This window comes from Paenibacillus sp. SN-8-1, from assembly GCF_050995535.1.
In the GTDB taxonomy this organism is placed as follows: Bacteria; Bacillota; Bacilli; order Paenibacillales; family Paenibacillaceae; genus Fontibacillus.
This window is the reverse complement of the sequence record NZ_CP194782.1, coordinates 612,956-639,289: the sequence shown is the minus strand read 5'-3', so window position 1 is coordinate 639,289 and position 26,334 is coordinate 612,956. Positions and strand designations below refer to the sequence as shown.

Here is a 26,334-nt window from a genome sequence, read left to right as displayed (position 1 = left end):
CTTGACTATGAGTAATTATTAAGCTCAACTTATAAAAGTTACACTAAGCTGTCTATTATATCAGAGCTGCTCTCTCAATCAAGTGTTCTTACGGTCTGTCTTTCTACAATATGATGAGGAGCGATTGTGTGCTGTGCGATCAGACCCGTCTCAATCATATCAATGAGCTTCTCACAGGCGGTACTTCCCATTTCGCTTAGAGGCTGGTTCACCGTAGTCAGCGGAGGAGCAACCATTTCCGCCAGCTTAACGTTATCATAGCCAATGACGGATATATCCTCTGGAATTCGGATCCCTAGACGCACGGCCACCGAGAGCACTCCAATGGCCATTTCGTCACTGGCTGCGAAGATAGCTGTGATATCCAGGGAACGGCTGAGCAGCTCTTCCATCGCCGCGCAACCGCTGTCAAAACCGAAATCCCCATAAACAACATAATCCTCTTGAAAAGGAATACCGTTATCTGTAAGAGCCTTCATATACCCTTCAACTCTGGGCACACCGGCAAGCGGATCACTCTCCGTGCCCCCGATCATCGCAATTCGCCTATGACCTTTTTGAATGAGATACTCGGTTGCATCATAAGCTGCCGCTCTATCATCCACTTTGACATAAGGAATACCAGGATGATCCGTCTCTGAGGAGACGAGAACCACAGGAATACCCGTTGCTGCTAGAACTTTATAATACTCATCCTTAAGCTGTTCACTTGCGAAGACAATGCCGTCAACCTGCTTCTCGCGCAGCACCTGCAGACACTTGAGCGTCCGCTTTCCGTCCTCATCCGTGTTGCACACCACAACACTGTAGTTATGGTTATATGCGAACTCTTCAATCCCATGAAGCAGTGCCGATGAGAAAGAGCTGGATACGTTCGGGAATAGTACACCTATTGTTTGTGTGCGTTTGCTAATCAAGCCCCGGGCGATCATATTGGGCTGATAGCCCATTTCTTCAATCGTACGCAGCACCTTTTGCCTGGTCTTGTCCGAGTATCCCGTCAGGTTATTAAGAACCCGGGATACCGTTGCTATTGATACATTGGCCTTCTTGGCCACATCCTTAATTGTTGGATTCATAGCTACACATTCCTCTTTAAGTGAATCATTCTTCCTTATAGCATACCTCATTTTTCCAGAGTCGGGAATAGACCCGGACCAAACGTTCTCATTAGTCACCTGCTTGCTGTAAAAGCCCGCAAACTCTCGTTCACGGGCCGCTATAAATCTCCTCTATCTTAATTTCCAAGCCAGCGTTCAATAATAGTAATTAACCTTGCAGCTTATAGACTCTGGCCTCGTAAGGACGAAGGTGCATGTGGCCGAGATTGCTATCTGCTGGAACTTCATAGTTGCTAATCAGCAGCTCTTGTCCGGAGAAGGTTACCTGATCCGGCAGTACGAATTCCGCCGGAGCTTCGAAGAAGTTCAGCACTACCAGCAGCTTCTCTTCTCCTAATGAACGCAAGTACGCATAGACCTGCTCATCTTCTTCTCTAAGAATCTGATAGTCGCCGTATACAATGATATCATGCTGCTTACGCAGCTCAATCAGTCTTCTGTAATAATGGAATATGGAATTCGGATCAGCTACCGCCTGCTCCGCATTAATCTCTTTGTAATTAGGATTAACTGTAAGCCACGGAGTTCCAGTGGTGAATCCAGCCTGAGGGCCGCTGTTCCACTGCATTGGAGTCCGGGCATTGTCCCTGCCTTTGCTGTAGATCGATTCCATGATCGTCTTCTCATCCGTACCCGCAGCCAAGTATTCCTTATGCATATTAAGGATTTCAATATCCTTGTAATCTTCAATCGATTCAAAGCGCACATTGGTCATGCCAAGCTCTTCACCCTGGTAAATATAAGGCGTCCCTTGCAGCGTATGAAGCAGGGTAGCCAGCATTTTGCCGGATACATTATGAAGCTCTGGAGATGTATCATTTCCGAACCGGGACAGCATCCGCGGCTGATCATGATTGCTCAGATACAGACTGTTCCAACCTTTACCCTGGAGCGCAGTCTGCCATTTGCTCATCACCCTTTTGAAATCAGCAAGTGTCCATGGAGTGACCTCCCACTTGCCGCTTGGGCCGCTATCAATGCCCATCAGCTCGAACTGAAATACCATGTTCAATTCTCCGCGGTCCTGACCAACGAACAACGCTGCATCTTCAGGCGTAACATCGATGGCCTCTCCCACGGTCATCACGTCATATTTGGACAATACTTCGCGGTTCATTTCCTGCAAAAATTCATGAATCCGCGGTCCATTCACAAAGCTCTTGCCGCCAAAATGGTACTTGCCTTCAGGTCCCTCCGCATCCAGCAGCTGCTGCTCCTTGGAGATCAGGTTAATAACATCCATTCGGAACCCGTCAATGCCTTTGTCCAGCCACCAAGTCATCATATCGTACACTTCCTGACGGACCTTCGGGTTCTCCCAGTTCAGATCCGGCTGCTTACGGGAGAATAAATGAAGGAAATACTCATCCGTATTCTTGTCATATTCCCAGGCTGAACCGCTGAAGAAAGATCCCCAGTTGTTCGGCTCCTTGCCATCCTTGCCCGGACGCCAAATATAATAATCACGATATGGATTATCCTTGGATTTACGAGACTCTACGAACCACTTATGCTCATCAGAGGAATGGTTGACCACCAGATCCATAATAAGCTTCATCCCCCGGTCATGAAGGCCTTTAAGCAGTTCTTCCCAGTCCTCAATCGTTCCGAAATCATCCATAATCGCCTGATAGTTACTGATATCATAGCCATTGTCATCATTCGGAGACTCATAGACTGGAGAGAGCCATACTACATCCACCCCCAGAGTCTTCAGGTAATCAAGCTTTGAAATAATCCCCTGCAAATCCCCTATGCCGTCCCCATTGCTGTCCATGAAGCTGCGAGGGTAGATTTGATACACTACGCTTTCTTTCCACCACTGTCTATCCATTGTCTTTTCTCCTCTGATCCCATTTATTATAGTTCTCTTACTTGACGGCTCCTTGTGTAATTCCGTTAATAATCCATTTCTGGGCGAACAGATATACAATCACCATAGGCAGGAGCGCAAGCAGATATGACGCAAACGCCAGGTTGAAATCCGTGCTGAATTGTCCTTGGAATACGTACTGAACCAGTGGAAGTGTATACGATCCCGGGTCTCCCAAGAGAACCAATGGAAGAAGGAAGTCATTCCACGACGACAAGCAGGCCAGAATGCCGATTGTGGCATTGATGGGCGCAAGCAGCGGGAAAATAATTCTCCAGAACGTTCCCCAAGTCGTTGCTCCGTCCACGGTAGCCGCTTCTTCTAGTTCAATAGGAATTGAACGAATATAACCTACATATACAAATACATTAAAAGCCAGTCCATATACTACATACAGAATAATTAGCCCCAAGATGTTATTCATATGGAAAGTCGTTGTCTGGTTGACGACCGGGAGCATAATGATCTGGAACGGAATGAACATGGCACTAATGAAGTAGAAATATAATCCTTTGAAGAACTTCTTGTTCATATTGCGCGCAATCGCATAAGACACCATCGAGTTCGTTAGCAGAATGAACAGGACTGATATGACCGTCACAAGCGCGCTATTCTTGAAAGCCGTGAAGAAATCAGTAGCTGCAATCGCATTCGCGAAATTCTCAAAGTGCAGCCCTGTTGGCAGAGCGAAGATGGAACGCGCCATCTCTTCCGGATTCTTCAAAGCGATGCTTACAGTTAAGTACAGCGGGAATAAAATGAGCAGAGATCCCAGCGCAACGAGAGTTGTAACCGTCCAATTCGTAGATTTTCTCATCACATATCCATCTCCCGTTTTTGTAGAAATTTAAGCTGAAGCGCGGAGATCACGATAATCACGATGAAGTAAATGACTGCGTTGGCTGATTGGTAGGCGAATTCGCCGCCCTGGAAGCCCCCGGTATAGATCAGCAGCGAGATCGATTGGGTCGCCCGGCCCGGACCGCCGCCAGTTAAGGCCATAATCTGGTCAAATACCATCAAGGCCCCCTTCATCGCAAGCACCATGTTAATGGTGAAGAATGAAGCAAGCAGCGGGAACGTGATGCTCCAGAATTCTCTCCAGCGGCTGGCTCCATCAAGGCTTGAAGCCTCATACAAGTCCTTGGAGATGGTCTGAAGCCCTGCAAGATACAGAATGGTGTTGAAGGCAATGCCCTGCCATACGCCCACAATGACGACTCCGATCCAGGCCCAGTTCTCATTACCAAGAATGTTGTCAGATAGAAATGCACTGCCGATCTTCTCCCCGAATACAGGGATCACGTTGGCAAAGATATAGTTGAAGATATAGCCCACAATAAGAATGCTTAGAATATTGGGCAGGAAATACACACCGCGGAAGAAGTTCTTGAATTTGATCTTTGCGTTGAGACCTAGAGCAATGAGCAGGCTGAGCACATTGATCAGAATCGTAACCACAATGGCGTATTTGAATGTGAACAGATATGAGTTAAGCACGTTCTCATCCTTGAAGATGTTCACGTAATTCTTGAAGCCTATGAAATCTTTGACGTCACTGAATCCATCCCAATTCGTGAAGGAGTAGTAGATCCCTTTGATCGCCGGGAACGTATGAAAAGCAAAGAACAGCACAAGAGCTGGTATAGTCATCAGATAATAGGCGATTCGGCGCTTTGCCATCTTGAGTCCTCCCTGAAAAAAGCAGGAGAAAGGGGATTACCTCACCTTTCTCCCCTCGCTTTTTAGTTGATTATTTACGGTTAGCGACTTTATCCCATTCCGTATCCAGAGAGTTCAAGTACGCATCCACATCTTTCTTTTGCAAGAAGCCTTGGATGATCGTATCGACCTTCATTGCACCCGGGATGTAGTGATCGGCGAAATCAACCAGGTTGCCTTGCTCGAAGGCAGGCTTCAGATCAGCTACACTTGGATCATCTTGAGTTACGCCTTGTACAGCAGGGAACGCCTTCTGTTCGGTAATGTACTGCTTCACGTTGTCAGACTGCAGCAGGAAGTCGATGAATTTCTTAGCTTCAGCTTTGTGCTCAGAGCTCTTGGAGACAGTCAGCAGGGTATCTACCCCAGATACCAGCTTGTTCTTCGATGGGTCGTTGGTTGCCGGGAATGGGAATACACCAAGCTCGATGCTAGGGTTAGCCTTTTGAATTTCAGGAATCGCCCATACGCCTTGAAGGTACATCACGGACTGTCCTTTTGCGAAGGCTACGTTACCATCGTTATATCCTTTACCGAACATATCCTTCTGTCCGAATGACAGCAATTGCAGCTGTTTGTCAGCAACTTCACGGAATTTATCCTTGAAGGTTACTGTGCCTTCCTTCCGCTGTTTGAAGAAATCGATACCTACAATCCCTGGCTCCATGCCGTTAAATGGGATGAGTGTAGTCCAGGAATCCTTCAAGGTCAGATAGAATGGAACCTTGCCCGCATCTTTAATCTTCTGAGCTGTGGCCATGAATTCATCCCATGTTGTTGGAACAGCTAAGCCCATTTCTTTGAACATGGCTTTGTTATAAATCACACCATTGGCATTAGTAGAGAAAGGGATCCCGTTCAGCTCACTGAGTCCAGTCTGGGCTTTCAACATATCGAGGTAGGCCGGCTGAATGTTCTTGGTCAGCGGATCATTCGAGAAATCCTCGAACAGGCCGCTCTTGGATAAGGTGGAGTAGGTGTCTGTCGCACCAATCCCGATGACATCTGGAATTTGCTTCTTGGCAACACGTGTCTTAAGCACCGTCTCCGCATCCGGCGGATTCACCTGAGTGACCTTGATGTTCGGATTAGCTGAATTGAACTTGGCAATCAGCTTATCGAAGGTAGCCTTGGCTTCGGTCTTATTCTGGAAGAACTCTATCTTGACCGTTCCGCCTGCTGCTCCCCCATCACTCTTAGATCCGCATGCGCTTAACATAGACATAGCTAACACTCCTGCAAGAAGCGGCATGATGGCTTTTTTCATTTTCATCGTTATTTCCCCCTGAATATGGTTTAGTTGTATAAATGACATGATGGAAAACGTTTACTCTATATTCAAAAAGAATGAACCCAAATCCAAGTAACCAAGTAATTGCAGGAAATTATAAGCCTTGCCTGCACCCTTAATCTCAGCTCAGTTATGCAGTAAGCCTCTCCCTTAACACCATCCTTCTCCCATAAAGTAAGCGTTTACTTTTCGTTTTAAAAAAATAAGCCCTCAACTTTATTAGTGCAATCCAGTAAACCTAGGAAGGTAACGTAAACGCTTACTTAGAATATAATCCTCTCCCCTTTCCTTGTCAATAAGTTTAGTAAAAAAATCCCCCCTCCAATATATGGAGAGGAGACTTGGGATTTATCCTTCTAGAATGTTTTGGCCAATATACTGCCCTTCCTTAAGTCCTCTTGGACATGCGAAGAGCGCGCTGGCCACGTGTGAGGTATACTCGTTAAGCTTATCTTTGGACTGCATCATTCTCAGCATAGGAATAAACTGTGTCTCAGGGTTCTTCTGATAACTCAGGAACAGAAGTCCGGCATCCACATTACCTGTACGCGGGTCTATCCCATTCGTATAGGAATAGGCTCTTCGGTGGATTCTCTGTCCCGTCTGCTTGGCTAAATTCACGTGAGCTGAACCCGGCTGCTGAGACATATCAACAGCATCAAATTCACCTGATCTTCCATAGGCAGCTCCGGATTCCTTATATCTTCCGAACGTATCCTCTTGGTCCTTAAGTGAAGTACGATCCCAGACCTCAAGCAGCATGCGGATTTTGCGATAGGCCAGATAAGAGCCCCCCTTCATCCAATCGGGTTCCCCTTCTCCTGCCCAGACGACATCGTCATATCCGGCTGAGTTATCATGCTCGCTATTCGCTGTACCATCCTTGAATCCGAACAGATTCCGGGGCGTCTTCCCCGGCGTTGCACTAATGAATCCTTCCTGCAGCCAGTTCACAGTGGCATAACCGGTAGACAGACGGATCAGGTTGCGCACCGCATGGAAAGCCACCTGCTGATCTTCTGCACACACTTGGATACAGACATCTCCTCCGGAAAGCGAAGGGTCCAAATTCTCACGGGGCATGCGCGGAATATCCTTCAGATAACGAGGGGCTTTCGCAGCAATGCCAAAGCGGTCCTTACCTTCTTCACGGAAAAAGGTAGGGCCGAATCCAAAGGTAATGGTCAGCCTTGCGGCAGGCAGGTCCAGTGTCTCACCCGTATCATTGGGCGGAAGCAGTGTGTTATCTCCGGTCTTCATCGTTCCGCCAGCCGTGCTCAGATCACAGAACTTTGTCCAGTCCCGGAATAAGCGAATGACTGAGGAACGATCATTTCCAGTAAGATGAAAGCTCGCTAAATACATATAGGTCTGCTGCGGGGTAATAATTCCAGCCTGGTGCTGCCCATAGAGAGATATCCGGTCATCGCTCAGCGCTGCCACCTTGCCGTTCTCCGGCTTCACGATCCCCATGATCGCCCCCATGCCTGCCGCGCCCAGTGTAATCCCTGTTCCGGCTATCGCGGATAATTTGAGAAAGTCACGCCGCGATACACTCTGCTTCGGGTTCTCCTTAGGTTCGAGTTCCATTCTTCTCTCCCCCAGCCCTACAGAATGCTTGCCGTCTGAGTCATCAACGTGGACAGCTGGCTGAGTTGATCGCTGATCTTACGGATTTGCTCTGTCGACAGCTTGTCATAAGTCACATACTGTCCATCCTTCTGATGGCCGCGAAGGAGCTCTTCTGTTGCAAGGAACTGCTTATCCAACTGATCGGCAAGCTGCGGGTTCTTCTCATTTAGCGCAGGAATAATGGCAAGATACACGGTCTTGGACCCGTTCACGTTAGCCGCAAGATCGACGAGATCTGTACGGGAATAAATCTCCTCTTCACCCGTAATCTTGGACGTAGCTGCTTCATTCAACAATTCAATTGCGCCTGCAACCATAACTTTAGGCTCAAGCTTAAGGCCTTTGATCTGCTTCTGCAGCTCTTCTGTATCCTTGATAAGCTGGTCGGCGTAAGGCTCTTGGCCCTTTAATGATTTGTCCTTCCACAGCGCCTTCTCAATCCGGTGGTATCCGGTCCATGTGCTTTCGTCCTCTACATCAGCCAAGCGGGCATCAATCTTGGGATCAAGGTCTCCGAAGCTCTCTGCAATCGGTTCAATGATCTCAAAATATACCCGGGCCTTCGTATATTCCTGCTTCGCGAGTTCAATATCGCCAGCTTTAACAGCTGCGGCAAATGCTTTGGTCTGCGCAGCCAGGTTATCGGCCTGTTCATCAACAAATGCTTTGTAGTTCTCTACAGCTTTATTTAGCAGCTCGGATGTATTAGCCGTACTAGGCTTGGCATTCTTCAACTGTTCCAAAGCATCGTACAGCTTATCTGCATTTGACTTCAGGCTCTCGAAATCAACCTTGTCATACGCGGATGCCGAGAAGATTGGCATTTCATACTTCTCAACTTCCGTATATTCTAGTGGAAATGCCTGCCGTACCGTGTTCTCAAAAGAAAGCCAGATATCGTTAACCGACTTGCCCAGTTTCTTAACCTCAGCCACATCTTTCTTGCTAATCGCATCCTGAAGCTTCTTAACCTCTTCCTGCAGCTTGCCTGCATCCTGCGCGACAGGATTCTTCGTATCCGCAGCAGCCTGCGCCTTACTATCGGTCACCTGCGCGGCAGGTGCAGCCTCTTTGGGACTTGCCTGGTTGCATGCGCTCAGCAGCAGCACACTCGCAACTGAAATTGAAGCAATGGTCGTTATCTTCTTGAACAACATTATCTATATTCCCCCGTTATGATTAAAAGTCTTCTTACACCGATGATATCGTGTGAAGCTTGGTCTTTGTGCGTCTCCCGGATGTTCTGCCCCATACCAGCACCAGAATTCCGGTCAGCAGGAAGATCAGCTGCGGCAGTGTGCTGTACCAGGAAGGATACAGACTAATGGCTGCGTAATCCGGCAGATATTCCTTCACTGTGGATGGGAGTACTCCGGCCATTTGCAGACTGTGAATTCCCGAACCCATAAATTTGAAGCATAGATAAAATACGATCACGCTCGATACCAGGAACACAGGTCTTACAGGCAGTCTTGTTCCCGCTTTAATCAGGATAACCGCGCCTAAAGCAAGCACACCGAATCCCGCGGCGATGCCGCCTGCGAGTGACGTACCTGGCATCTTACCCACCATACCGATGAGGAAGATGACGGTCTCAAGTCCCTCACGTACGATAGCAAAGAAAGCCAGCAAGGCGAGCGAGAACATTTTCCCGCCTGACAATGCCTTGGAGCTCTTGCTCTCCACAAATTGCTTCCAGCGCTTCACATCCGCATTGCGATGCAGCCAGTAGCTGACATACAGAAGGAGGAAGCTGGCCAGAACTCCAGTCCAGCCATTGATCAAGGAGTTGCTCATTCCGAACGAGCTAGAAGACAGGAAGACAGCAACCGCAAATCCCACTGCTACACAGGTAAGAAGCCCGGCTGCTGAACCTAAGACAACAAAGCGGCTGGCTCTTCTGGATTCCGCCTTCTTCCCGTACATGAGCAGGGCTCCAACCACGAGCAATGCCTCAAGCCCTTCGCGTATCGGAATAAGTGCCGCATCGATCCACGTATATTCCGCGCCGGCGAGCGGAGCCAGGCCGCTGATCATCCGGTCAATGACCATCTTGGCCTGACTTCTCTGTTCAGGGCTTGCCAAGTAAGCATCCAGCAGTACCAGATCTCTCTCTGTGCTGCTGTATACTTCAGCTGATTTGCTGACAATATCGCCCTCAACGGTTAGCCACTGCTGCTGCAAATGCTTCACTTCGGCTGCTGCTTCGGTCCACTGCTGCTTCCCGATCAGGTCTGCGGCTTCCCGGAGCTTCATGATGTAGACACTTAAGGTCATTTGCTGCTTCCCATCGTTGCCGACATACGCACCATCCCGGTAATTAATCACAGAGAATTCCAGCGTACCTGCCTTATCCAAAGCCTGGGAGGCTTCCTTATTCAGCAGGGCCATCGAAATCCCGGCAATCTGGCCTTCAATCTCAAGAGACATCGTCAGCGAGTTCTTCTTGACCCCGTTCTTGTTCGTATTCCACCATTTCTTAATCGGTCGGAAAGCCGCTGCCGCCTGGTCATAATCACCTTGACCAAGTGCAGTCTTAAGCTTGCTTAAGTTCTCCAGGACACCTTCTATATCAACCTTTGTACTGGACTCCGCGGCTGCCGCTGCAGAGGGAACCAGACCGAGGGGAGATATAGAAGTTCCCATCAGTATAAGCAAGAACATCACTATGAGAAGAACCCGACTCTGCTTCGAGCCCGTGCCTGACATATTCCCAACTCCCCGTTCTTGAGCGATTGTAAATCCACCGAACCGATGATAATGATTCTCATTATTGACTAGGGTAATTATAATGAGAAAGACCCCCATTGTCAATACAATGCGGGTCCTAAGTATTCTATGATTAACGGATAGGAATGAATACAATAACTTCCGTTCCCACGTTCTCTTCACTCTCAATTCGGATGCTGCCCTGATGCAGCTCAACCAGATTCTTGGCAATGGCCAGACCGAGTCCGGTTCCGCCTGTCTTGCGATGCCTGGAGGAATCTACCCGGTAAAAGCGTTCAAATACCCGGGTCAGATCCTCGGGAGGTATCCCAATTCCAGAATCCTTCACTCTAATTTGGGCCCCTTGCCGGCCTGTGGCCGGTTCGGACTGCACTGATAAACTCAGCTCCACCGGGGCCTTACTGTACTTGAGGGCATTATCCAGGAGAATTAGCAGCAGCTGGCTGATCCGCGAAGGATCCGCATCCAAATACAGCTTATCCTCAGACGCGTGAATTTCAATTTGTCTGCTGTATACCTTATCAAGCAGCTTTGCCGTCTTCCTGCTGAGCTCAACCAGCTCTACAGTCTCGGGCACATAACGGGCCTTCTTCTCCGTGGAGGCCAGATCCAGCAGCTGCTGAGTCATTTCCCTCATGCGCACCGCTTCGGAGTAGATGCTCTCGGCCGCTTCTCTTCCCCGCTCTTCATCCCTGAGCCCCCACCTGCGAAGCATATTGGCGTACCCTTCAATGCTGGTGAGCGGAGTCTTGAGCTCATGCGAGGCATCGGATACGAACTGCTGCTGCCGCGCAAAGTTCTCTTCAAGTCGGTCGATCATCCGGTTGAACGTGCTGCCCATCATACTCAGCTCATCCGTTGCATCCGGCTTCAGTGGAATTTTGCGAAATTCCAGGCTTTGTTCAATCTCTTCCATTGTCGTGACCATCCCCGAGATAGGGCGTGATATCCATTTGGATAAATAGATTCCCCCGATCAGACTCAGTCCAATAGCGCCCAAGCTGGCAATGGCAAGAATCGAGATTAGAATGCTGATATTGTTCTTAATCGATTTCAGGCTTTCGCCCATTTCAATCGTTCCTGCCACGCTGCCATTTAAGAGGATGGGAACCCGGACAACAAGTACAGTCCCTTTCCTTTGATAGTATAATTCGGATTCAGGCTTCCTAACAGCTTCACGCTCCATAGGGATGATATCATCATCATTTTGAAGCATTTGAAGCTCCTTACCCTGCTTATCAAGCACCCGAATAAGACCATTATCCGGCAAAAAGCTTGTTAGCAGCTCCGCCTTCTTCCCTCCAAGAAGGTCTTCAGGCCCGGCTTTCTCAAATATACTTTCCACCCGTTCAATTAATAGATCCTTCTCATTCTGGGTTGTGATCTTAAGAAAGGCATAGAAGACCGTGATGTTAAAGGCAAGCAATATACCGATCAGCCATAACGTGGTGAGGAGAACTACCTTTTTCTTGATCGTCATATCAGGTCCCCTTTATAGAGTAGCCTACACCGCGATGGGTATGAATAAGCTGCTGCTCATAGGGATAATCCACTTTTTTGCGCAAATATCGGATATATACATCCACCACATTCGTGTCCCCGGAGAAATCATAACCCCAGACCTGGCTGATGATCTGATCTCTCGTCAGAACCTGGTTGCGGTTCTCCAGCAGATAGACCAATAGCTCGTACTCTTTGGGTGTCAGTTCAATGAGATCCTCTCCCCGGGTCACTTTACGCATTAAAGGAACTACGGTAAGATCGCCCAGTGTAAGCTCTGGGAACTCTTCCATCTCCAGATATCCATTGTCGCCCGGTCTCCGATTGCGGATACAGGCCCGAATCCGGGCTAGAACTTCTTCGATTTCAAAAGGTTTCGTTATATAATCGTTAGCTCCCAAATCCAGCCCGCTTACTTTATCGGGTACGGCATCCCTTGCTGTGAGCAGAATAACCGGGGTAATCGGATCAGTCTGCCTAAGACGCCTGAGCACCTCGGTTCCACTCAGCTCGGGCAGCATAATATCCAGCAAAATGACACTCCATTGCCCTGTCTGCCCTTTCGACAACCCTTCGCGTCCGGTTGAAGCGCGCTCCACTTCATAACCCTCATAGCTGAGCTCCATCTCCAGCAGGCGGGCAATTTTATCCTCGTCTTCGATAATTAGTATTGTCTCCCTCATATCAGCCAGCCCTTTACTCAAGTTATCTCTTGCCTATCTTAATGAACAAATATCCTCCTGCTATTGCAGAAGGATGTCCGAAATGTACTATTTAGCCGCGGATGTCGTCCACAGATTGGTTATTGGCTGTACGTTCTTACTTTCTCCCAGAGGGTCTAGTCCATACATTGCTTCAATAGTCCGCAGAACATGATAATGATTCACGGTCTGTGTATACTTGCCCGGCTTGATTCCTGCTCCGGCGAATACCAGAGGAATATGATTCGGCTTAGCGAAATTGTCTTCGTCCCAGGTTATGATAAGCAGACTGTTATGACTCTCTGCCCAGGCCGCATAAGCACCGAGGTGCTTCTTAAGCCAATCATCGGCTTCCTTCACAGTTCCATCATGCATATCATTCTCAAGCGCTGGAATGACGAACGATACCGTAGGAAGCTTCGAGAAGTCTGTGGGGAAATCCGTCATGGGCCGGTTCGCTTCCTTCGGCACATTCGTGAACTGGGCCCAGGGATTATGCTTCCGGGCATATCCCTTGTAATAACACTTGGAGAAGCCGACAGACGGCATATCCTCGGAATAGCCCGCAAAGCTTAGATGAGCCGCGGCAAGGCGGCTCGCCAGATTGGGTGCCTGAAAGGGACCCTTGCAGGCATCGCTCTTGACGCCCTGCGTAGAGCCCGAGAACAGCGCCAGATAATTCGGCTGGCTCGGATGAGTGATGCCATGAGCGTCGGTGAATAAGGCGCCCTTCTTGATCAGGGATTGCATGAATGGATTCTGATTGCTATTCACAATCTGGTTGTACGAGTGATTCTCCTCGACAACGAGGACAACATGGTCGTACTTCTTCACGGCCGTGGCTGTGCGAGCGGATACCGCAGGAGCTGTTCCAGTGGTGCCTTTCGCAGGCACTGGATTCGAGGTTGCTACTCTATTAGCGAAACAGCCTGACAGCAGCGCGGCAGATAGAAGAAGCGCCAACAGAGCATTTTTCATATCAGCTTCCTCCCTCCTACCCTAACTTGAAAGAATTTACTGAGAAGAATTCATATCCGGTTTCTTAGCCCATATCTTATGTTCAATCTTCTCATATACATGAATCATTGTCGTCTCGATTCTGCGAAGACGTGCCGAGTACTTGAATGCCCCATGAACAATGAGCGCAATAAGATTACCGATCACCGCACCTGCGATCACATCCGATGGATAGTGAACCCCTGTCCAGACCCGGGATACAGCGATCAATCCAGCCAGAATAATCCATAGAATGCCCTCCTTCTTACGATATAACCAAATCGAGGACGCAATAACAAAAGCCCCAAGGGCATGATCGCTTGGAAAAGAAGCATTCGCCGGATGGGCAATCAGCTGAATCACAGTATGTGTAACAAAAGGACGGTCCCTGTACAGGAAATGTCCAATTAACCCGCTAAGCCCCAGGCCTATACAAGCTGCTACCAGTGCCTCGAACGTCATTCTCCGGTTGCGGTCCGTCCGGATGAACCAATAGATGAGCACACCCACAAAAAACAGATATTCTGCGTCTTTCGAAAGAAACTTCATGAGTGGGTTCAGAACCGAAGCGCTTGCGGCTAAGTGATTGATCATTTGAAATATATCATAATCGATATTGCTTAACATTGCTTAAATTCACCTTTTTCTCTGCGTTTGTAAGCAACAATTTAACATAGCCAAATTACAGCAGCATGAGAGAAAAATAAGAATTTGATGAGTAACCCTACATAGCAGAAGACAGATACACAAACAGCCGTCAGGTCCCCGGCATATCTTGTAACTATAGCCTTGCGAATTTAAGATGGCGCGAGTTTTATAGAATTCATTAGAGGAGATGAACGACATCGTGGCTGAGGCTTCGTTAAGCGCACGAACCCCGATTGATGTGCTGATACCTGCCATTGAGAAGGACCTGAGCACCCTGCCCTATGTGATCAACGGAATCCGTAAATACGTCAAACACCCCATTGGCACCATTTATATCGTATCCCCAGACAGTGCCAGAATCAAAAGCTTATGCCGCTTGAAGAACTGTACCTTTGTGTACGAGAAAACCGTACTGCCGATTACCAAGAAAGATATTATCTACCGGTCAAGCACCTGGGACCGTTCAGGCTGGCTTTATCAGCAGCTGCTCAAGCTAAATGGTGATAAGGTCTGCAAGAACCGCCATTTTCTGGTGACTGATGCAGATACCGTGCTGATTCGGCCTCATACTTTCCTGGAGAACAGCAAGACCGTATTCTTTTACCGGAAATGGACGCATCCGGAATACCTCCATATTCATGCCCGTCTGCTTGGACAGAAAGCCAGTTCGCCTGAGTCCTTCGTCAACCATTATATGCTCTATGATTCGGTCAAGCTGGGTCAGCTCAAGAAGACGATGGAGCAGAGACACGGTGTCCGTTGGTACAACGCTATCCTGAAGCAGCTTAACCGGAAGAAGCAGTTCGGCTTCTCGGAATTTGAGACTTACGGTAACTTTGTCCGTACCAACTATCCGGGCACAATCATTCTAAGACCTACACTGAACAAGGAATTCAAGAAATCTATCCTTGCGGTTCCCGCCGCTGAAAGGCAGCAATTATCCCGTTCCTTCCGCTCTTTGTCCTTCCATAAGCGCGGCGGCTATTCCCTTCGCAAGAAGAAATCTGGATAGCACCATAGTCTGATTTCATACTTTGTGTTCCCAAGGAGGTGTGCAACATGAAAATCATCCTGCTGTCCGGAGGTTCCGGCAAAAGACTGTGGCCGCTATCAGGTGAAGTCCGCTCCAAAACCTTTCTTAAGCTGTTACCGGCCCCTGACGGGACTCGTGAATCCATGATTCAGAGGGTATGCCGGCAGCTTGGTGAGGCCGGCCTGCTTGGCTCCACAACCATTGTTACCCATCACAGCCAGCTCGAGCTTATGCGCAGCCAGATTGGGAACGTCATTCCCATTCTTACCGAATCCCATAAGCGGGGAACTCTTACCGCCATTGCTCTGGCATGTACCTACCTTCAGGCTCAGCCAGAGGCGGATCCGAATGAGTCTCTCATCTTCATGCCAGTCGATCCTTATGTGGAGACTAGCTTCTTCGAGCTGCTTCGTAGATTGCCCTCGGTCCTCTTAAGCTCAAAGGCTAATATTGCCCTGATCGGAACCCGGCCCACTTTCCCTTCGACCCAATACGGCTACATTGTACCTGAAGCAGCCAAATCAAGTAAGGCTGAGGGATATCAGCGGGTGGCCCAGTTCGCGGAGAAGCCGGACTTGACTCAGGCACGCAGCCTGCTGGAGAGGGGCGCCTTATGGAACTGTGGGGTTTTTGCATTCTCACTCAGGTTCATTTCCGAAGCGCTTCTTGGATATGGTCTACCTGAAGATTACGATCAGCTTGTGCAATTATACGAGGGATTGTCTGAGGCAAGCTTTGACAAGGAAATCGTGGAGCATACGAAAAATGCGGTAGTTGTTCCTTATGAGGGGGCCTGGGAGGACTTGGGCAGCTGGGACACCTTCACCAAGCATCTGGGTACAGACTCCATTGGACCCGGAAGCATCTCTGGGGATTCCCAGAATACGCATCTTGTCAGCGAGCTGGATCAGCCGATTCATGTGATCGGGGTGTCCAATCTGATTATCGCCGCTAATCCCGACGGGATACTGGTCGCTTCCAAAGAAAACAGCAGCCGGATCAAGGAATTGGACCCGGGACGGTCTATAATGCCTTCAACTACTGAATACAGCTGGGGCAGTACGAGGATTCTGCGCCGATCCGATCCTTCGAAGACACCTGATGAATTGATATCAGTCGTTCGTGTCCTCCAGGGCAAGCAATTTCACGAGCTCGGCAGACCGGGATGGAAGATGATCTGGACGATTCTATCCGGCTCAGGACAAGTGACAGTTAAAGATCACCCGAGAACCGTTAAATCCGGGGATGTCTTTGAGATTAGACCCGGCATTCCTTACGGCATCGAAGCTGATGCCGAGCTGGAGTTCGTAAGTATCCAACTTAGAGAGCCCCTCCCTCCAGCCCAATTGCCAGCTTCTACTCCTCCCGCTCCCATTGATTAGGACCTATGGACGCCTCTGTTACCGAGCAGGAGAAAGAACGATCACGCGGGCTGCAGGCATAGACCCCTACTTCCATAATCTCCATCACCTTGTGAAGATGAGCGATCCGCATCTGCTTCCAATCTGCCCCCGGAGATTTATATTCAATTAATACATCATGTCCCCGCCGGCTGATCCGGTAGGACATCGACTTGATTTCATTCGAGATATCTGTCGTCGCCCAGTCCGAGTAACCCATATTCGTTACTACCGAACCGAGCCGGCTAAAAGATTCATTCTCATATTCAACCGAAGCTTTGATCCAATGATCCTTATCGGCACGCAGCATAACACCGCACTGATCATACTGCGTCAAGGGATCAAATGAGACCTCCGCGGTAAAAGCGAAATCTCCCTTCACCTTGGTGAATAGGCAATGCCCGTTATCCCGCTCAAAGCCATAATGTGTTCTCTGCCAGAAATCCGTATCTGGCTTTGTCTTCATCACCAGCCCTTGGCTCTCATTCCATTCGACCAGCTCCGGCTCATTGACCCAATAATAACCTCCAGGCAAAGAACACCCCACCCTGAAATTAATGGCTTGACTCACTCTATCACTCTCCATTTCCTTGAATATGTTAATAATACCATGAAACGGTAAACGCAAGAAAAAGCCAGCGTAAATGGTATTCCCCCCTTCTAGTAGACAAGAGAAAAAAGACATCTGGTAAGATGGATTTAATTCTTGTTGAGCGAAGGGTTTTTTTTGCCAAAAAGGGGTAAACCTTGCGGAAGTACTCCTTGGAATTAAAAATGGAGGCAGTCCGGTTGGTGAACGAGGAGCAGAGGAGGAGTATTCGTGAAGTGACGAAACAGTTGGGGGTTCGTAATAAATCTCAGGTACAAACCTGGGCAACAAAATTTAGAACAGATGAGATTTTAGAGCCAACTCCCCAAGACGAGGACGGCCGAAAACGAAGTTTTCCAGTATGGAAATAAGAATTGGCGTATATACGAGCGAAGATTGAATATTTTAAAAGGCAGTATCCAAATCTGAGGAGTGACGAAGAAAGCAACCAGGTTCGAAATCATCGAGGAAATATGAGAGAGGTATTCACCTTAAATGACTTTGGGATCCTCGAAAGCCATTCCAGGCGTGTCTGGACAATGCCTGCATAGTCCTTCTTTTCTCATCTAAAACGGAAAAATCATTTAAGCAAACCTGGAACCTCAGCAGAGGCAGAACAACAGGCAAGCGAGCATATTTCATTTTATAACCAAAGTAGATTCCAGAAAAAATTAAACAACCTTTCCCCGGCTGAATGCCGAGAAACGGTTGCTGCTTAAACATGTCTTTCTAGTTATGTCTACTTGGCAGAGTTATGCCATTTTAGAGTGACTTTAAGTTAATTATTTAAATAAAATATCCAAGGGAATTTCCAATGCAGCAACAATCAATCTTATAGTATTAATATCAGGAAGACTAGAGCTAAATTCAAGTTCTTCTATTGTACTTTCATCCAAGTTACACTTATACGCTAGATCACTATGAGTATATCCCTTCTCTATTCTCACTCTAACAATTTTTTCAACCATTTTTCTTAATGTTTGTTCATCGTAAACAATTTTCTCGTCAGCAATAATATCTAGCTCACTTATTTTAAAAACCATTATTGCAAATTCGGGTGTCTCAGAAATCCACTTAAATCCTAATTTTCGATAGAAGTCTATTGAACTTTTTAGTGCCTCCACTGTAATAAATAAACAGCCAGTCATGCTGGCTATTTCCGATGCTATATGAAGAACTTCATTAATTAAGTACTTTCCGTAACCTTGGTTCCTATGTTTTGAATCAACACCCAGATAATGAAGTTTTATAGAAGGAAAGTTATAAATGTCTTCGTCTTTTGGAAATGTCCATTTGTATTCTGACTCAAGTCGCTCTATTGCTGCTACGCTCAGAGAGATAGAATCATTGTGCAAAGTAAAAAACCCAACTAATTTTTCATCAGAAAAATAAAGTCGGGTTACTGCAGTTTGCAGATCATGTAATTTTAATGCTTTTTCTTTAAGGAACATTTCAACCGACTGTTCATCTGGGGTATTGCATAATTCAAATTCTTGAATATCCTTAATATAACTATGCGAAATGTAATCAAAGTTCAACAAATTAATGCCTACCTACTTTCTTCTAGGTGAACGCTTATGAAAGAAGAGTTCTTGTCTTAAGCGATTCAATGCCGAATCGTCTGTCTTTTGATTACTTGTTGCATAATTTATAAATTCAATTTCTTCAGAGTTGTTTTTAAAATGGATATGAGTCGATCTGATTGGTTTTAATTCTGTTGCTTGCACTTTCTTCTCCTCCTTCTTTCCCAAGACGCTCACCTCCAAGTAAATTTACTTGGTAAGAGTAATGCCCGTTTGAGGTTGTTTGCATACACATCTATATACAACTATACATAGTTATGCACATCTATGTACAACTATTGTATCATGTAACACGTAACACGTACAACGGAGAGTTGCACATTTTCCCATTGAGTTTGATGCTATATCGGTAAGAGTTGAAAGCATATTGAGCGATATGAACTATTTACCCATGAGTTATGTATTAAATCTTAGTCTTTGGAAATCGCTTTTTGATTTCAGTAAACTGATTGCTTTTTAGAATTGTTCAGGCATTATAACGCCAAGATTACCGTAGCTCTCTGTTAATGAAATTAACTCGTTATTTATATAAAAGTAAGTTGCTCCAACTGCAAAACTTAGTGTGCCACTTAATCCAAGTAAACTTTCCAGAAAAAAATTTAACAACCGTTCCCCGGCTGAATGCCGAGAAGCGGTTGCTGCTTAAATATGTCTTTTTAGTTATGTTCTACTTGACAGGGGGATGACCAAGATGATGGCTTTCTTTCGTTGCCCTATTTATTGCGGCCGCTCCAGAGAGAATAGCTGTCCTAATGTGGAGTAATAGTCACCCGCCATGCGACTAACTGGTGCCAGCTTCTTGGCATCGATTCTTCCACCCTGGATAATCTCTTCCGCAACCTGAAATCGTACCACACGGGCAATGAGTAGATCACATCCTGGCTCTCCGTCGGTACCTCCAAGCTCATAAGCATGTTCAAGCACACACTCCATTCTGAATTTAGCCTCAGCAAGTCCTGGTACATGGACTGCTTCACTATCCACGGGAGTTAGCCCTGCCGCGGTAACTTCGCTCTCCCCAGGCGGCAAGCTGGCCGCCGCTTGATTCGCGGCCTCCACATTGGTCTCATCGACAATGTGAATGACAAGCTCACGCTGGCGGATTGCATTACGGGCCGTATCCTTCATTTGCCCTTTCTTGCGCTGTACTGATACCGACAACAAAGGCGGGGTGCTGGAAATGATGGAGAAATAGCTGAATGGTGCCGCATTCAGTACTCCGTCCTCGGTAAGTGTAGTGACTAGAGCAATCGGCCTTGGGACAACACTTCCAATTAGTAGTTTGTAGTTATCCCTGTCTTCCTGCATTGCGGGGTCTATGGATATCATAGTCATACTCCTCTAGCCTTAATTTATAGTAATCAGAACAGAACTGCGTCGATTGAGTAAGCGCCAGCTCCGGTAAGAGCAACGCCAATGACTACAGCCAGCACAACCAGCGGATATTCATAACCATTCGCTGTTGCCCACAGGCCGTTCGGTCCATGCACCTTCACAATGGCACCTACCATAGTCAGCGCAATCAAGATTGCAGCAACCGGTGTGAACAGTCCAAGACCGAACATAGTCCCTCCGATCAATTCCATCAAGCCTGAGATGATGGCCATGGCTACCCCCGGTTTGATGCCTACTGACTCCATCCAGCCTCCAGTTCCTTTTGGACCATATCCCCCGAACATCCCGAACAGCTTCTGTGCGCCGTGACCGATGAACAACAGCCCGATAACCAACCGAATAATCAATAACCCTACTTCCATCATATTAATCATCTCCAATTTTCGTTTTAATTTATCTTTAGTTTAAGATATCACTCCAAAAAAAGTGAACTGTCTATTAGCTGCCAACTGACCTCTTCCCCGTCATTTAGAATGCTCAACCTCAAGCTCTCCCTAAGAACTTTCTAAGGTCTTCCTAAGGTCTTCCTAAACTTCGATCAGCCTCTTCCTGTCCCCTATTTCAATCTCTCTAGCTCACCTCTGAGTTTAACCAACCTCCTCCCAGCCCTTCCTAAGCATTGCCTTTACAGGCCGTTTCGAAGTCATTGCTTAGGAGAATATTGACCATTGCCATGATGGCCACCACCTTTATCTTTGAATTAAATATCTTGAATTAAAGATAATATGCTTCATCAGATCTGTCAATAGGTATCAGCAGAAATAATGTCCTAGTCAATACCACCTCCCCTTTATTCCGTTAATCACCCTTTACTTCATATTCGTTAGGAATTAACTCATACAAGGAGCGTACATCACAACCAATGGAATCGGCGATTGATATGGCGATTTTTAGCGGCATCACTCTTTTGTTTTCAATAAAGTCGTACAGTCGTTCCGGCTTCAGAAGCAAGTCTTTTGCCAGCCATTCCGCTGACTTTCCGGATTCTATCAATCGTTCTTTCAGCAAGCAGCGTCCAAGTTCAAATTTCAAGTAGCGACGACCTCCCGTGTAAAAAATTATTTTTGGCCTACTTTTGTGACTACAAACCCCAAATCATAGTTGTAACGAAATGTGATTTGATATTTGTCTGTATTCTTGTCAATCTTGTTATTTCTAACCTTATGAACACTTGCCAAAATATCTAATTCAGAGAAACCTCCCTTAATCTCCCTGATACTGGTTACTTGAAACGGATCCAAGTAGTACACATTTTCTTTCCCTGGCTTTAAATATCGCTTTTCTTGAAGTGCCCCTAATGCCCTTCTTTGTAATTCAGTTGTTAACATACGCTCAAGTCGTTCTTCTCTTGTTGGAGGAAATCTCCATAACGCAACCCATTCAATCGTATCCTCTTCCTTAATGGTTTCATTATGTGGTTGAGCTAAACTTATTGACGAAGTGGATAGTATGATTGCAATGGAAAGGACCAGAGTGGACATTAGTTTTCTTCTCACATTATCACCCAGGCCGTATTTTCCCACGTCTGGATGGATTTTATGTAAGGGATTTGATTAACTGACCGGTAGCTTAATGAAACATCGTCCGTTTAACAATTCATGTTTCAATCGATTACATTATTCATTCGGAAATGAACATCTTTGAGAAAATAGTAACCCACGAATCAGCCGATCTTACAGGGCAGCTGATTCGTAGGTTTTGATTTGTCTTTGCTTTCGTTCTTGCCCTCGTTTTTTAGTTGCTCTCTGTCATACCCTGAAGATTATCTTCTCTCTGTTCTTTGATGAACAGCTTCATCAATAACGGCGTTACAATCGTGGTAATGAGCACAACGATGACCAATACAGTCATCATTTCTGAAGCTAACAATCCCGATTCAAGTCCGATTGCGGCAATAATGAGCGCAACTTCCCCGCGTGACACCATCGCTGCGCCAATAGCCATGGCGCTCCGCCAGCTAAAGCCTGCCACTCTTGCACCGATTGCCGAGCCGAACAGCTTGGTCGCGATGGCTAGCAGGCTCAGCAGTACAATCAGGCTGAGGTGAGCTGACATGCCTGAGAAATCCACCTTCACCCCTATGGTTGTGAAAAAGACTGGGACAAAGAAAGCGTAGCTGATCGTCTCCACCTTCTCTGTTACTTCATGTCTGTATCCCGTCAAGCTGATGGAGATTCCAGCAATGTACGCTCCAATGATCGCGGCGACTCCGGCGTATTCTGCCAAATAGGCTAATGCGAAACAGAGTATAAGCGCAGCGGACACAACCGCCTCGGAGACGCGCAGCTTGGCAAGCCTCCGCATCATCCACGGAACCAGCTTCCATCCGCACAGGATCGCGATGGCGAAGAAAGCCACTTTTTTGAGAATGACCAGGCCCAGATTAACATCTCCTCCAGACAAGCTCATCAAGAAAGCAAGAGCGATAATGACCAGTACATCATCAATAACAGCAGCACCCAGTATGGTTGTGCCTTTCCTAGATTTCAACTGCCCCATTTCCTTCAGGGATTGCACCGAAATACTTACACTTGTGGCTGACAGCAGCAGTCCCAGGAACACGGCATGCAGCGGAGGCATATTCAGCCATATACCAGCTCCGTAACCAAGGGCTAACGGAAATATCACACCTGCCAGCCCAACATAAACCGAGGCTTTCCCCGTACGTTTGAATTCTTCAGTATCAGTCTCAAGCCCCGCGATAAACATTAGCAGAATGACGCCGATCTGGCTGATCTCATTCAGGATATCCGTCTCCTGGATAAGTCCAAGTATAGCCGGTCCCAATAGAATCCCTATTAATAATTTGCCAAGTACCGCGGGCTGGCGCAATTTAACGCTCAAATCCCCGGCAAGCTTGGACGCCAATAAAATAACTGCCATATCAAAAATCAGCATGTGCTTCACCTTCACTTTCTTTTGTATGTGCATTAGCTAGAGCCTTGCTATATAGACAACAAGAGCCTGCCACCACGGGATAACTGTGATTAGACACAGCTCTCCCTTGGTGACAGGCTCCTCCGGGTACAACCTATTTAAATTTTATTCTATATGAGTTGAACTACTGGTTATCCGTAATGCAGCTGTATGAAATAATATTCCGATCGCTGTTGCTCCCAGCTAATCCGCCCACTCAAGACTTCGAAGCAAGCGGGCCTTAAATAACTCAATTAAGAAATCATTGTAGTGCTCCTGCCGTACAATCACCTTATATTCATGATTGGCGTACGCATAGAACAGCGCATCCGTATAATCCGTATTACTATCGAATACTTGCTGAACTAGCCTTAGCCCATCGACAGCTCCTCCATGGTGAAGCTTGATATTGAACTCAATATCTGTGCCATCCTGGCTCTCCTGGAGATCCAGCACACTGGAATCAATCTGATAGGTTAACATAACCATCCTCCGTTTCTCACATCAAATAACGCAGGTAGATATAGACACTCGACAGCGCAATGGAGAGCAGCATGAGTGGAAATCCAAGCTTTAGGTAATCTACGAAGCGGATCGGGTGACCTTCCTTGCCGGCAAGGCCAGCCACGATCAGGTTCGCACTCGCTCCGATCAAGGTACCGTTACCACCCAGGCAGGCACCAAGCGCAAGGCTCCACCAAAGCGGCTCCAGATTTTGCATACCCATTTGGCCCATTTCCTGAATCATAGGAATCATCGTAGCTACAAAAGGAATGTTATCCAGAAAGGCTGAAGCAATAGCACTGAGCCACAGAATCAACATCGAGGTAGCCAGCGGATCGCCACCTGTCCACTGGATGGCCTTTGCCGCAAGTTCCGCGATCACACCGGTCTCCACAAGACCGGATACCAAGACGAACAGACCGACGAAGAAGAAGATCGTCGTCCACTCTACACGGGAAAGTGCCTTCTCCATCGTATGCTCCCCGGTCAATAACAGGAGCAGAAATGCTCCAGCAAGGGCTACTGTTGCTGATTCCAGATGCAGCGTCTGATGCAGGAAGAATCCTATGATGGTTAACCCTAGGATAACCAGACATTTGCGGAGCAGCTTATGATTGGTGATCAACTCCGAATTATCGAGCTTCATCAGGCTTGCTTTGAGCTCGGGTGTCGTCTGGATCTTCTTCCTGAACATCAACACGAGCAAAGGAATATAAGCCAGCATGATAATGATAATAATCGGCGTCAGATTGGAAATGAAGGCCATGAACATCAATTCCTTGACTGCTGAGCCAATCATAATATTCGGCGGATCCCCAATCAGTGTGGCCGTCCCCCCGACATTGGAAGCGATAATCTCGGTGAATAGGAATGGCACCGGGTTCACTTTCAATTGCCTTGTGATGCTGAACGTTACAGGTACCATGAGCAGTACCGTTGTCACATTATCGAGGAACGCCGAGCCAAAGGCCGTAATAATTCCGAGCACAATCAGAATGCGTACAGGTTCCCCTTTGACCTTCTTAGCCGCCCAGATCGCAATATATTTGAACAATCCTGTCTCCGCGGTAATGCTTACGATGATCATCATCCCGACCAGAAGACCAAGTGTGTTGAAGTCAATGTGATGCAGCGCCGTCTCCTGGCTGACGATTCCGAACGCTACCATCAGGATGCCGCCCAGCATGGCAACAATGGTCCGGTGAATCTTTTCTGAAATAATCAGTGCGTAAATAACAAGAAATATACCAATTGCCCAATAAGCCTGTTGTTCCATACGTCCCTCCCCTTTGTGGTCCCTGTTCTGTGCTTCTCTGTGGATGATAATATGCCCGGAAAAAGACAAAAAGAGCCCGCTGTTGGCAGGCTCCTCCGGTGATCTCCGATATCAAATTCTAGGCTATTATATCAGGGGGTACCCGGACATGTAAAGGCTAATTGTGCTCAGACTTCTGACTCTGACCGCTGAGACCAAGCCTCATTACAAGCGGCTTTATCGTTAATCCCTGTACCAGCAGCGAGAACAGAACTACGCTAAAAGTCAGCACCAGCACATCCTCACGCCCTTCGAACGACTGCGGCAGACTAAGTGCCAGCGCAATGGACAGACTTCCTTTTAAGCCTCCCCAATTAAGAACGGACTTCCATGATCTTGGGAAATTCCGCAGCATTGATACGCTGGCATACAGCGCAAGCGTCCGTCCAACGAGAACAATGACAATGGCCAGAAGGATCATCTGCCACCTGTGGGCAAAATCAATATTTTTGATCTCCAGTCCAATCATTAGGAAAATCAGTGAATTTGCGATCAAGGTGACGACATCCCAGAACGAGTTAATATTCATTTCCGTGGTCTCCGACATACCGATCTTCGCGCCATAACTGCCAAAGATCAGCCCGCTTACCACCACCGCAATAACGCCTGATACGTGGAAATGCTCTGCGATAAAGTAGCTGCCGAAGAACAGAAGCATGGAGAACCCGATCTCCAGCGGATAATCATCGTAGAATCGGATAATTTGCGAGAAAATGTAGCCCATAACCGCCCCAATGGCCATGCCGCCCAGTGCAAACTTTAGGAACAGGAGCACCCCGCTTCCGATTCCCAAAGCCCAGCCCATCTCCATATAAGATAGCAGGTAAATAGAAGAAATCTGGAATAATACCACCGCAATGCCGTCATTGAACAACGACTCGCCTTCAATAATCGTGACCACGGACTTGGGCACACCCAAGGATTTGAAGATCGAGATTACGCTAATCGGATCTGTTGCACTCATCAGGGAAGCGAAGGTAAAGGCCACAATAAGCGGTAGACCCATCACATAATAACTGCTGAGCGCAATAATCAGGAAAGATAGCAGCGTTCCACCCAGGGACAAGGCCAGAACGGGTCTGCTCTGCTCCCTAAGATGGGAGAAGGGCAGCTTGAGTGTCGCGTCTCCAAGCAGGATCGGCAGAAACAGGGATATGATGACTGCCTGAAAAACATGCGACTGCGTAATGTACGCCTCAGCCTCCTCCAGGAAAGGAACATGCGTTACACCTAGCAGGAGACCGACGATCACCAGCGCTATCGAGTAAGGCTGGTTCAATTTCTTGGCAATCGCAATTACGAACATGGAGACCGCCAGAAGAATTAATAATTGAATGAAAATCTCATTAAAATGATGCATGACGCATTTAACCCTCCTTCATTTC

General features: G+C 47.3%; 28 protein-coding genes. 3 read left to right on the top strand and 25 right to left on the bottom strand.

Translation table 11 applies throughout. The features are described 5' to 3' along the window. Positions 1-74: 74 nt before the first annotated feature. The 12 genes from ACRRNK_RS03130 to ACRRNK_RS03075 form a co-directional block, all read right to left on the bottom strand. Positions 75-1,079: a LacI family DNA-binding transcriptional regulator gene (locus ACRRNK_RS03130; protein ID WP_433945363.1), complete on the bottom strand. Its 1,005-nt coding sequence runs from the start codon at positions 1,077-1,079 to the stop codon at positions 75-77. A gap of 190 nt (positions 1,080-1,269) precedes the next feature. Then, positions 1,270-2,955, bottom strand: coding sequence for a glycoside hydrolase family 13 protein (locus tag ACRRNK_RS03125; RefSeq protein ID WP_433945362.1), 1,686 nt, complete (start codon positions 2,953-2,955; stop codon positions 1,270-1,272). A gap of 37 nt (positions 2,956-2,992) precedes the next feature. Continuing rightward, positions 2,993-3,811: a carbohydrate ABC transporter permease gene (locus ACRRNK_RS03120; protein ID WP_433946787.1), complete on the bottom strand. Its 819-nt coding sequence runs from the start codon at positions 3,809-3,811 to the stop codon at positions 2,993-2,995. Beyond that, positions 3,811-4,677 (bottom strand): carbohydrate ABC transporter permease, encoded by an 867-nt coding sequence (locus tag ACRRNK_RS03115; RefSeq protein ID WP_433945361.1) that lies wholly within the window; start codon positions 4,675-4,677, stop codon positions 3,811-3,813. The genes ACRRNK_RS03120 and ACRRNK_RS03115 overlap by 1 nt, the downstream gene beginning before the upstream one ends. Positions 4,678-4,747: 70 nt before the next feature. Further along, entirely contained in the window at positions 4,748-5,989 is a 1,242-nt protein-coding gene (locus tag ACRRNK_RS03110; protein WP_433945360.1) for an ABC transporter substrate-binding protein, read from the bottom strand. A gap of 366 nt (positions 5,990-6,355) precedes the next feature. Next, positions 6,356-7,597 (bottom strand): iron uptake transporter deferrochelatase/peroxidase subunit, encoded by a 1,242-nt coding sequence (gene efeB / locus ACRRNK_RS03105; RefSeq protein ID WP_433945359.1) that lies wholly within the window; start codon positions 7,595-7,597, stop codon positions 6,356-6,358. Between the two features lie 17 nt (positions 7,598-7,614). Beyond that, on the bottom strand, positions 7,615-8,796 hold the full coding sequence (gene efeO, locus ACRRNK_RS03100) for an iron uptake system protein EfeO (RefSeq protein WP_433945358.1): 1,182 nt from the start codon (positions 8,794-8,796) through the stop codon (positions 7,615-7,617). A gap of 34 nt (positions 8,797-8,830) precedes the next feature. Continuing rightward, positions 8,831-10,348, bottom strand: a complete 1,518-nt coding sequence (locus ACRRNK_RS03095; protein WP_433945357.1) for an FTR1 family iron permease — start codon at positions 10,346-10,348, stop codon at positions 8,831-8,833. Positions 10,349-10,481: 133 nt separating this feature from the next. Beyond that, positions 10,482-11,849 carry a HAMP domain-containing sensor histidine kinase gene (locus ACRRNK_RS03090; protein WP_433945356.1) on the bottom strand — a complete coding sequence of 456 codons (1,368 nt, stop codon included), beginning with the start codon at positions 11,847-11,849 and terminating at the stop codon, positions 10,482-10,484. 1 nt (position 11,850) lies between these two features. Then, positions 11,851-12,552: a response regulator transcription factor gene (locus ACRRNK_RS03085; protein ID WP_433945355.1), complete on the bottom strand. Its 702-nt coding sequence runs from the start codon at positions 12,550-12,552 to the stop codon at positions 11,851-11,853. An 87-nt stretch (positions 12,553-12,639) separates the two neighbouring features. Then, positions 12,640-13,548 (bottom strand): alkaline phosphatase family protein, encoded by a 909-nt coding sequence (locus ACRRNK_RS03080; RefSeq protein WP_433945354.1) that lies wholly within the window; start codon positions 13,546-13,548, stop codon positions 12,640-12,642. A gap of 36 nt (positions 13,549-13,584) precedes the next feature. Beyond that, positions 13,585-14,193, bottom strand: coding sequence for an undecaprenyl-diphosphatase (locus ACRRNK_RS03075; protein WP_433945353.1), 609 nt, complete (start codon positions 14,191-14,193; stop codon positions 13,585-13,587). A gap of 208 nt (positions 14,194-14,401) precedes the next feature. Between ACRRNK_RS03075 and ACRRNK_RS03070 the strand changes: the two genes are divergently transcribed. Both ACRRNK_RS03070 and ACRRNK_RS03065 read left to right on the top strand, forming a co-directional pair. Further along, positions 14,402-15,226: a DUF6492 family protein gene (locus tag ACRRNK_RS03070; protein WP_433945352.1), complete on the top strand. Its 825-nt coding sequence runs from the start codon at positions 14,402-14,404 to the stop codon at positions 15,224-15,226. Between the two features lie 47 nt (positions 15,227-15,273). Continuing rightward, positions 15,274-16,629 (top strand): sugar phosphate nucleotidyltransferase, encoded by a 1,356-nt coding sequence (locus ACRRNK_RS03065; RefSeq protein WP_433945351.1) that lies wholly within the window; start codon positions 15,274-15,276, stop codon positions 16,627-16,629. Here the strand turns inward: ACRRNK_RS03065 and ACRRNK_RS03060 are convergent. After that, positions 16,604-17,218 (bottom strand): DUF1349 domain-containing protein, encoded by a 615-nt coding sequence (locus ACRRNK_RS03060; RefSeq protein ID WP_433945350.1) that lies wholly within the window; start codon positions 17,216-17,218, stop codon positions 16,604-16,606. The two genes, ACRRNK_RS03065 and ACRRNK_RS03060, sit on opposite strands and share 26 nt — an antisense overlap. Before the next feature lie 176 nt (positions 17,219-17,394). Here ACRRNK_RS03060 and ACRRNK_RS03055 point away from each other — a divergent pair, with 176 nt between their 5' ends. After that, positions 17,395-17,607 carry a transposase gene (locus tag ACRRNK_RS03055; protein WP_433945349.1) on the top strand — a complete coding sequence of 71 codons (213 nt, stop codon included), beginning with the start codon at positions 17,395-17,397 and terminating at the stop codon, positions 17,605-17,607. 115 nt (positions 17,608-17,722) lie between these two features. Here ACRRNK_RS03055 and ACRRNK_RS03050 read toward each other — a convergent pair whose 3' ends face one another. The 12 genes from ACRRNK_RS03050 to ACRRNK_RS02995 all read right to left on the bottom strand — a co-directional run bounded on the left by ACRRNK_RS03050 (position 17,723) and on the right by ACRRNK_RS02995 (position 26,309). Continuing rightward, entirely contained in the window at positions 17,723-17,959 is a 237-nt protein-coding gene (locus ACRRNK_RS03050; protein ID WP_433945348.1) for a hypothetical protein, read from the bottom strand. Between the two features lie 59 nt (positions 17,960-18,018). Further along, on the bottom strand, positions 18,019-18,777 hold the full coding sequence (locus ACRRNK_RS03045) for a GNAT family N-acetyltransferase (RefSeq protein WP_433945347.1): 759 nt from the start codon (positions 18,775-18,777) through the stop codon (positions 18,019-18,021). Positions 18,778-18,789: 12 nt separating this feature from the next. Then, the gene (locus ACRRNK_RS03040) at positions 18,790-18,987 is read right to left on the bottom strand and encodes a hypothetical protein (protein ID WP_433945346.1); all 198 of its coding nucleotides are present in this window, start codon (positions 18,985-18,987) and stop codon (positions 18,790-18,792) included. Positions 18,988-19,275: 288 nt separating this feature from the next. Then, complete coding sequence (locus ACRRNK_RS03035; protein WP_433945345.1) at positions 19,276-19,425, bottom strand: phage holin family protein; 150 nt, start codon at positions 19,423-19,425, stop codon at positions 19,276-19,278. Between the two features lie 111 nt (positions 19,426-19,536). After that, complete coding sequence (locus ACRRNK_RS03030; protein ID WP_433945344.1) at positions 19,537-20,148, bottom strand: flavin reductase family protein; 612 nt, start codon at positions 20,146-20,148, stop codon at positions 19,537-19,539. Positions 20,149-20,180: 32 nt separating this feature from the next. Continuing rightward, a complete protein-coding gene (locus tag ACRRNK_RS03025; RefSeq protein ID WP_433945343.1) occupies positions 20,181-20,579 on the bottom strand; it encodes a DoxX family protein in 399 nt (132 codons plus the stop codon). A gap of 433 nt (positions 20,580-21,012) precedes the next feature. Then, positions 21,013-21,246, bottom strand: a complete 234-nt coding sequence (locus ACRRNK_RS03020) for an XRE family transcriptional regulator (RefSeq protein ID WP_433945342.1) — start codon at positions 21,244-21,246, stop codon at positions 21,013-21,015. A 26-nt stretch (positions 21,247-21,272) separates the two neighbouring features. After that, positions 21,273-21,737, bottom strand: coding sequence for a hypothetical protein (locus ACRRNK_RS03015; protein WP_433945341.1), 465 nt, complete (start codon positions 21,735-21,737; stop codon positions 21,273-21,275). A 211-nt stretch (positions 21,738-21,948) separates the two neighbouring features. Beyond that, a complete protein-coding gene (locus ACRRNK_RS03010; RefSeq protein ID WP_433946786.1) occupies positions 21,949-23,112 on the bottom strand; it encodes a cation:proton antiporter in 1,164 nt (387 codons plus the stop codon). Positions 23,113-23,334: 222 nt separating this feature from the next. Next, a complete protein-coding gene (locus ACRRNK_RS03005) occupies positions 23,335-23,613 on the bottom strand; it encodes a hypothetical protein (protein ID WP_433945340.1) in 279 nt (92 codons plus the stop codon). Between the two features lie 16 nt (positions 23,614-23,629). Next, positions 23,630-24,955: an ArsB/NhaD family transporter gene (locus tag ACRRNK_RS03000; RefSeq protein WP_433946785.1), complete on the bottom strand. Its 1,326-nt coding sequence runs from the start codon at positions 24,953-24,955 to the stop codon at positions 23,630-23,632. A gap of 112 nt (positions 24,956-25,067) precedes the next feature. Then, the gene (locus ACRRNK_RS02995) at positions 25,068-26,309 is read right to left on the bottom strand and encodes a cation:proton antiporter (protein ID WP_433945339.1); all 1,242 of its coding nucleotides are present in this window, start codon (positions 26,307-26,309) and stop codon (positions 25,068-25,070) included. Between the last annotated feature and the right edge of the window lie 25 nt (positions 26,310-26,334).